Consider the following 7,367-nt stretch of genomic DNA (forward strand, 5'->3'; position numbering starts at 1 on the left):
CTGTCCTTATGGTCGGTCGGGATCGAGTACGTGTCGTGCTCGGCCTGCTGGTCCTGCCGGGCCTACCGGCTCTGCCGGCTGCCGGCGGGCGTCCGGCCCCGGTGGAGCGGGGCATGGAAGTCGACCGACCACTGGTAGGCGATGCGGGCCTTGCGGTCGTTCCAGAGGATCAGGTCCTCGGTGAGCTGCGCCCAGGAGGGCGGGAGCTGGTCGCAGGACCGCAGCCGGACGATCGTGTGCTGCAGGTGCCGCCACGGCACCCTCCTGCTGACGACCACCCTGTCCACGAGCCGCTGCGCACCCGGGTCGCCCGGGCCCCGCCCCACGCTGTCACCGATGCGCGCCGCCGCCGTACCGAGGCTTCCGTAGCCGTAGGCGGGCGTCGAACGGCCCTGGTGGTAGAGCGCGAAGAGGAAGGCCATCCGCTCGAACAGGTCGCGGTGGTTGTCGCCGCCGTACCAGCCGGCCCGGATGTGCGCGTTCGTCCGGCCCCCGGCACGGCGCAGGTTGGCCAGAGTGCCGTACTCGCGGTTGCGCACCAGGGTGGTGAGCCAGGCGACCAGTGCGGTGCTGTCGTGCGGGAATGCGTCCTCGACGGGGTACCCGTCTCGGGAACTGTCCTCAGTCATGGGCGGTCTCCCCCCGGAGTTCGGCCGGGGCCTTCGGATGGCTGATGTCGTCCTCGAAACGCTTCAGGGCAACTGCCCTGGCCTGGAAGCCCCGCTCGTTGGGCGGGAGGGTGTCGAGGCGGTAGACGAGGTGGGTGCGGGCCACGTCGGTGAGGGTCTGCGTGTACTCCAGGAGCAGGGCCGCGACCGGGTCTCCCGGGTTGTCGTACCCCTCGTCGATCACTGCCTCCAGCAGCTGGTCGAAGGGCTTGGCAGCCTCGGGCCAGAACATCCACCTCGCGTCGAACCGGGACATGTGCCGGGCCTCGTCGGCCGGCCGCGCTGCCGAGTGGACCTTCTCCGAGGCGAGGATCGCCGCCCGTTTGAGACTCCACGCCAGGTACTCGGCGATGCGCGAGCCCCGCCGGGACGCGCGGTAGAGCTGCGCCTCCATCGCGGGGGCGTAGGGGAAGTAGCCGTCCGTCCAGGAGACGGGCAACGTCTTGTTGGAGACGAGGCCGACAGCCCACAGGTGGTAGGGCGCGCCCTGGGAGTCCCGCTTGCGCGGCAGCGAGCGCAGTCGTGCGTACAGGCCGGGCTGCGCGTCCTTCACCGCGCTGTAGAGGGCGTGTGCTTCCTGCCAGAGAGCACGCGTGGGCGACGGCCACAGGGGCTTGACCTCACCGCCGGTGGTCCGGCTGAACACGGCGTCCTGCATGTGCTTTTCCGGTTCGAGTTCGAGGACCTCTCCGGCTCCGATCAGCACGCGGTCGACGACGATCCCATCATCCGCACCGCGCTTCGGTCGCAGCAGGACGGAGCGGCCGAGGGCGCTGTGCAGGTCGGCAGGGCTCTGCGGCACCCGGGGGCGGGCCCGCACGGCGAAGTTCCGGCGGCTGATGGAGCCGCTGGTCCAGGAGGTGTTGAGCCGGCCCGGGTCTCCTTCCGGCGGATAGAGGTTGAGCCGCAGGGTCTCGCCGAACGTACGGCCGAGGGGGACGACCCGGATCCGTCCCTGCAGCCGACCGGTGGACAAGTTGGTGACGGAAGGCCCGAGGATCCGGCCGGAAATCCTCGCCCTGCCGTACGTGCCGTACACGTGCTGGGCGAGCATGGCCCGGAACGCGTCCGCCGCGGGCAGCGGCTCGCCGTCCTCCAGGTGGTGCTGATCGAAGAACTGGTTGTAGTCACCGGCCCGCTCGATGACCAACTGCGCGGTCCCCGTGCCGCTCTCGTCGAAGGAGGAGGCCAGGAGGGAGTTCTGGCCGAGGGGTGTATCGGGATGGAACAGGTCCCAGTCCTCGGCCGGCTCACCGGTCAGCCACTTGGCCGCGCAGCGGAGGCTGTGTTCGTCACGGATCCATTCCCGCCACTCCTCGGGCGTGGTCGGGCAGGTACGGGAAGCGAAGCAGATGGCCATGATGAACTCGATGACGGCAACGGTCTCGCCCGGAGTCGGACAGTCGATCGTCGTCAAATCATCTGCTCGATCGAGGAGTTCACACAAGGAGAGCGCAACCCTGGCGCCATCGGGCGTCACGGAGGGAATGCACGGCTCTCGCCGCGGGTCCCAGCTGAGGCGCTGCTCGACCGGGGCCGAAGGGTGCGTTGGCGGCAAGGCTCTGCCCATCACTTCATATGATCGCCGTTTTCTGCAAGGGAGTTGACATTCCCGAGCAGAGCCCGACGCTAGCACCCCGGATTGGATCGTGTAGGTCGATCGACCGGATTGCCCCGCCATCCCGGTCGGGGATGGCGGGGCACCGGACAGCCTCCACAGATGCAGAGGAAAACGGCAGTCGGCACCGCGCCGGACGCGCGCAGTGTGCAGCGGCCGCCCTCCACGCGCTGCAGGCGCCCGCTCACCTGGACTGGCGGCGCCTGGCGAGAATGGCCAGAGTGGACCGGGCGTCGCGACGGCGGTCCGGGGTCCGGGCCAGGACCGAGGCGAGGGCCACGATCGCGAGGACGACCCCGTACAGCAGGCCGGCTACGGCGGCCAGCACCGCGGCCGCGGTTGCGTCCTGGGTCAGCATGGAAAGCACGCTCATGGGGGAGGTCCTTCTGTCGGGGGCCGTCTGCGGCCCGCGGTCGATGGGTCGAGCTTCTGACGACGTGCCGGTGCGCCTCCACGTCCGGGCGGTATTTCCGCTGGTCAGGGGCGCTTTATTCACCAACGCGGGAGCAGAAGTGGTCAGTGGTAGGGCGCCCGTGGCGGCACGCAAGCGGCTCGGTGCGATGCTGCAGGAGTCGATCGACGCCCGCGGTCTCAAGCGGCGGGCCGCCGCACGACTCGTCTCGGACGGCGCGTTGCGGGAGTCTGTCCTCCGGAGCTGGTGTCACGGCAAGGCCGCTCCTTACGCGACGGACTCCTTCTGGAGCCTGATCGAGCACTTGCAGGACCCGGACGGCCGCCACCTCTATCCCCGCGAGGAATGGGAAGCGGCTCTCCGCGCCGCCCAAGGGGAGACCACCAGGGGTCGGCACGATTGGAAAGCCGAATCGGAAAGGCGCGGCAGGAAGCGCGAGCGCGCCGCGATGGACGCCTTCGTCTGTGATCGGAGTCCGCAGGCGGCCTCGTACCTGTGGTGGCACGCGCAGCTTCCCGTGGGAAAGACAGCGCTGCTCACCGACTACGCAAGGCAGCCCCCGAAGGACGTCGACACCCTGATCTGCGTCCTGTCCGAGGAGCACGGGAGAAACACCCGGACCGGATTCCTCGCCGACCTGCGCCAGCAGCTCCAGGTGCCCGAGCTCCGGCGGAAGCGGTCCGACGAGGCGGAGTTCACACACCTGCTCACGAAGGCCGCAGGCCGCAGCCGAAAGCAGAAGCGGCAGCTCCTCCTCGTGGTCGACGGCTTGGACGAGGACCTCGCCTGGCCGACGGCCGGGGCGCCTGGTGGGACCGGGGTGGCGAGCATCGCCGCACTCCTCCCGGCCGCTCCTGCAGCAAACGTCCGCGTCATCGTTTCCAGCCGGCGGAGCGGGCCGCTGCCCGCCGACGTCCCCGAAGGGCATCCGCTGCGCGGGCGCGAGTGCCTTCGCCCGCTCGCGGCCGGCGACTGGTCGGAGGTGGTCGAACAGGCAGGCTTCGCGGACCTGGAGCGGCTGCGTACGACCAACCTGGGCCGGGCCGTCACCGACCTGCTCGCCATCACGGACGGCGGGGGCGGCCTGCGCGCGGCCGACCTCACGGAGCTGACGGGGGCCTCCGTCGAGGACGTGACCGATCTGCTGCACAGCAGGGAACGGCGCTGCATCGTCTCGAACGAGGAATCGGCCGGGGCCCACCTGCTGAGCCACCCCGAAATGCCGCACGCCATCCGGCGGGAGTGGGACCAGGCCACCAGGGAGCGCTGCACTCGTCGGCTGCACGCCTGGGCGGAGCGCTGGCGCGAGGCCGGCTGGCCCGAGGGCTCTCCGACGTATCTGCTGACCGAGTATCCGCAGATGCTGGACACGGCCGGTGAACGCGGACGGTTCCTGCTCGACCCGCTACGACAGCTGCGGGTCGAGGCCGCGTCGGGCCCTCAGGTCATGCTCGACCAACTGCGTCTTCTCAAATCCGAGCTCAAGGCAGTCGAGGTATCGGACCCTGAACAGCAGGAGGCCGGGACCGCCGTCCGGCTGGCCGCCGCGCTGGACCTCGTGCAGCGCCGGATCGGGCCGGTCCCGCCTCGGGCTCCGGTGCTCCTCGTACGGTTGGGGGACGTCGCCCGTGCCTGCACCGTGGCCCGCTCGGAGCCGGAACTCGTGGTGCGGGCCGCCCGGCTGGCCGAAGTCGCCGTCGAAGCGGCACGCGCCTGGCACCCCGATGCCACGGCGATCGCGCGAGAGGCGGCCGACTGCATGGTCCGGGCGGGCCGGTTCACTCCGCGGGCCGGTGGCTTCTTCGAGGACGCCTGTGCGGAGGTGGCCGAGGCAGCGCGCGCGTTGGACACGATCGGCAGGAGGGATGAGGCGAAGGCGCTGTTCCGAGCCGTGGTGCTCAGCGACGCGGCCGACATGGACGCGCTCGCCGACGGGGCGGTCCTCCTCTCCGCAGGCAGCTACGAGCGATTCGTGGAAGTCCTGGAGGAGCATGCGGAGGAGCTGAGCGAGGCCGACCCTCGGGCCCAGGCCATGGCTGTGGACATCTGGGCGACCATCGCCCGCGCCTCCGGCTCCCGAAGCGTCGCGAACCTGGACCGGATCGAACGCCTCTGCACGGCCATCGACCTGTCCGACGGGCTGATCGTGGTGGACGTTCTCGCCATCGCGGCCCAGGCCCTGGCGACCATGGGCCGCCGGTCGAAGGCCTGGGACGTGCTCAAGACCGCGCGGGACCGGTTGCACGCTGCCCTGGTCGGGCTGGACTCCCCAGCCGACCGGGCCCACCGGGGACGCGAGTTCTCCGGCACGATGGACCGTATGGTCCGGGCCGAGACGGCAGCCGGCACCGGCCTCACACCTCACCTGGACGCCAAGCTGCTGGTGACCGCCCTTGGCCAGGGGGTTCGCACCGGCGTTCTCGGCGACGACCAGCTGGAGCGGGCGGAGGCCTTTCTCGCAGCAGTCGACGAACAGGTGGCAGCAGAGCACGCCGCCCACCTCGCGGCGAAGAAGGAGGAACGACGGGCCCACCGGGCGAAGGTGGAGGCGAGCGCGAAGGCCCTGAAGGAGGAACGGGACGCCAAACGGAATCTCGCTCAGGCTCCCCCGACCCGACGTACACGGCCTCGTGCCCAGGCGGACGAAGAACCCTCACCGTCCACAGTTCCGGGCCGAAGCCCGGCGCTCGGGAACCACGAGCCCGTCATCGGTCCGGTCACCCGGCTCCAGTACGCGGAACAGCTGGTGCACGACGGCAACGTCGAGCTCGGGCGCGAGCAGGTGGAGGCCGCTGTCCGCTCCTCGCTCCCCGACTCTCCGATCGTTCTGAGCGCCCGCTCGGCCGAGGAGTTGCTCCGGGCGCTCGGTACGGCCGGTGAGTTCGGGCGGGCCGAACAACTGATCAGCTTCTCGACGGAGCCGGGCAACCGCGCTCGGCAGTTGGCCGCGCTGTCCATGGGGTGCTCCCTCGGCGGGCGTTCACCGGAGGCGGTTGCTTACGCCCACGAGGCCGCCCGGCTGATCCCTCCCGCTCCGCACTTCGCCGTGCAAGGAGCCGTCGCGCAGGCCCTGGCCCATGCGGGGGACGCGGAAGCGGCGCTGGCGGTGGCCCGGATGGAGGAGTCGGCGGACACCAAGGCTTCCCCTTCGGTGCGGGGCAGGCGGACTCGACGCGCGCTGCTTCTCGTCGCAGTCGGCCTGGCACGGCACGATCCGGAACGGGCCGCTGAACTGATCGGGCCAGCGGTCCGGCTGGTACAGCGGCGCATCGGCGTCGGCCGCCCGGTCGGCCAACTCCCGGTGCTGGCAGAACTGTTGCTCGCCGTCCCCGATCCGATGCGACCGGATCCGGAGCTCAGCGAAGCGATCCGGCTCGCCTCGAAGTTCGTGAACGGGCCTCGACAGACCTGGGACCGGGAGGAGACGGTGCTCCTGGCCCTGCTGCGACGGCTCGGCTGCGCACCTGCGCCGGGACGCGCCGCGGGTGAGCTCGACGAGTGGCTGAGCTCCCTTCGACCCGAACGGACTCCCCACGCTGAACTCGCCCTGCTCAGCGCTCTGGACGGCGATGCCGCGAGTGCCTTGCGCGTCGCGAACGCAGCACCGACACCGACGGCGCGTGCCGTTGCACTGGCTGCTGCCGCCCATGTCCTGGCTGGGGCGCCCGCAATCCTGCCCGTCGAGGAGCCTCAGGACAGCACTGTTCGGCTCTGCCTCGCACTCGCTCACGCTCGGGGAGACCGTCACGGCCGCACGGACGCAGACAGGGCGGCAGCCCAGGGCCTTCTCCAGGAGCTGCTCACCGACGGCGGTTGGACTCAGGCGATCCCGTTGCTGCCGCGGTTGGTTCCCGAGTCCCTACACCCCCTGAGCGAACTCGTCGCCGCACATATCAGCAGCCGAACAAGCATCTGACGACGGAAGCCACCCCGTGAACGGCCAGTGAGTCACAACCAAGGTCTACCTGGGCGACAGACGCAGCAAGAAGACCCGATAATGCACTGCTGGGTATCGGCCCCACGCTCGCATGGGTTGCTCCAGGCAGTCGTGGTGGGGGTTGGCGCCCTGGTCGTCCCGCCCCGCCTCTGCGGGGGTTGCTCCGACGAGCTGGTGAACGATCCGCAGTTCGCGGCGTCGGCCCCGCACTTGCGGGGATTGCTCCGCGGCGTCGCACGGGCAGCCGTCCAACCGAGTCTTGGTGCGACGGGGGCAGGCGCGCAGGTCGAGCCAGCAGGCGGCGGAGAACCCCAGCGGCAGAAGCTCCGGCGGTGCGTCCGGCGTCAGTTCGGGGCCTGCCATCAGCTCGGCCTGCATCGGCTGTACGGGCTTCGCGAGTCCGCGGCCCGAGCAGGGCACGCCCGGCCCTGCGATGTCTATAGATCGTTTATATGAGTCATTTGTGTTCTCCGCGTTGACTGCAAAATTCGCCCGGCGTGAAATTCCACGATCAGCCGAGGTCATCCGTCTCCAACCGGTCCTCGCACAGCATCGAGGAGCCCCAGCCGGTCCACCGGAAGTCCCTCGTACACCGACACCGGCCTGACAGCATGTCGGCGTGACTGGAGAGGTGCACTGTCAACGGCCATCACGCTCGCCCCACTGGCGGCCGGAGTCCCGCCCCACCTGCGGTCTTCAAGACCGCCCCGGTGGCGGCCAGATAATCTCCCC

At 70.3% G+C, this 7,367-nt stretch carries 4 protein-coding genes; 1 reads left to right on the forward strand and 3 read right to left on the reverse strand.

Annotation, left to right across the window (positions count from 1 at the left end):
• Window positions 1–62: 62 nt before the first annotated feature.
• The 3 genes from casB to ACWDCZ_RS17435 form a co-directional block, all read right to left on the reverse strand.
• Window positions 63–629 carry a type I-E CRISPR-associated protein Cse2/CasB gene (gene casB / locus ACWDCZ_RS17425; RefSeq protein WP_387968695.1) on the reverse strand — a complete coding sequence of 189 codons (567 nt, stop codon included), beginning with the start codon at window positions 627–629 and terminating at the stop codon, window positions 63–65.
• Window positions 622–2,349 (reverse strand): type I-E CRISPR-associated protein Cse1/CasA, encoded by a 1,728-nt coding sequence (locus ACWDCZ_RS17430; RefSeq protein ID WP_449816334.1) that lies wholly within the window; start codon window positions 2,347–2,349, stop codon window positions 622–624. The genes casB and ACWDCZ_RS17430 overlap by 8 nt, the downstream gene beginning before the upstream one ends.
• Window positions 2,350–2,470: 121 nt before the next feature.
• Entirely contained in the window at window positions 2,471–2,659 is a 189-nt protein-coding gene (locus ACWDCZ_RS17435) for a hypothetical protein (RefSeq protein ID WP_387968691.1), read from the reverse strand.
• 160 nt (window positions 2,660–2,819) lie between these two features.
• On the opposite strand from ACWDCZ_RS17435, the gene ACWDCZ_RS17440 reads away from it, so the two are divergent.
• Window positions 2,820–6,614, forward strand: a complete 3,795-nt coding sequence (locus ACWDCZ_RS17440; protein ID WP_449816335.1) for a hypothetical protein — start codon at window positions 2,820–2,822, stop codon at window positions 6,612–6,614.
• The last annotated feature ends 753 nt before the right edge of the window (window positions 6,615–7,367 follow it).

It is taken from the genome of Kitasatospora sp. NPDC001225 (assembly GCF_053597855.1).

Coding starts and splice junctions, on each gene's coding strand:
- casB (WP_387968695.1), bottom strand. CDS start 629: ATGACTGAGGACAGTTCCCGAGACGGGTACCCCGTCGAGGACGCATTC.
- ACWDCZ_RS17430 (WP_449816334.1), bottom strand. CDS start 2,349: ATGGCGGGGCAATCCGGTCGATCGACCTACACGATCCAATCCGGGGTG.
- ACWDCZ_RS17435 (WP_387968691.1), bottom strand. CDS start 2,659: ATGAGCGTGCTTTCCATGCTGACCCAGGACGCAACCGCGGCCGCGGTG.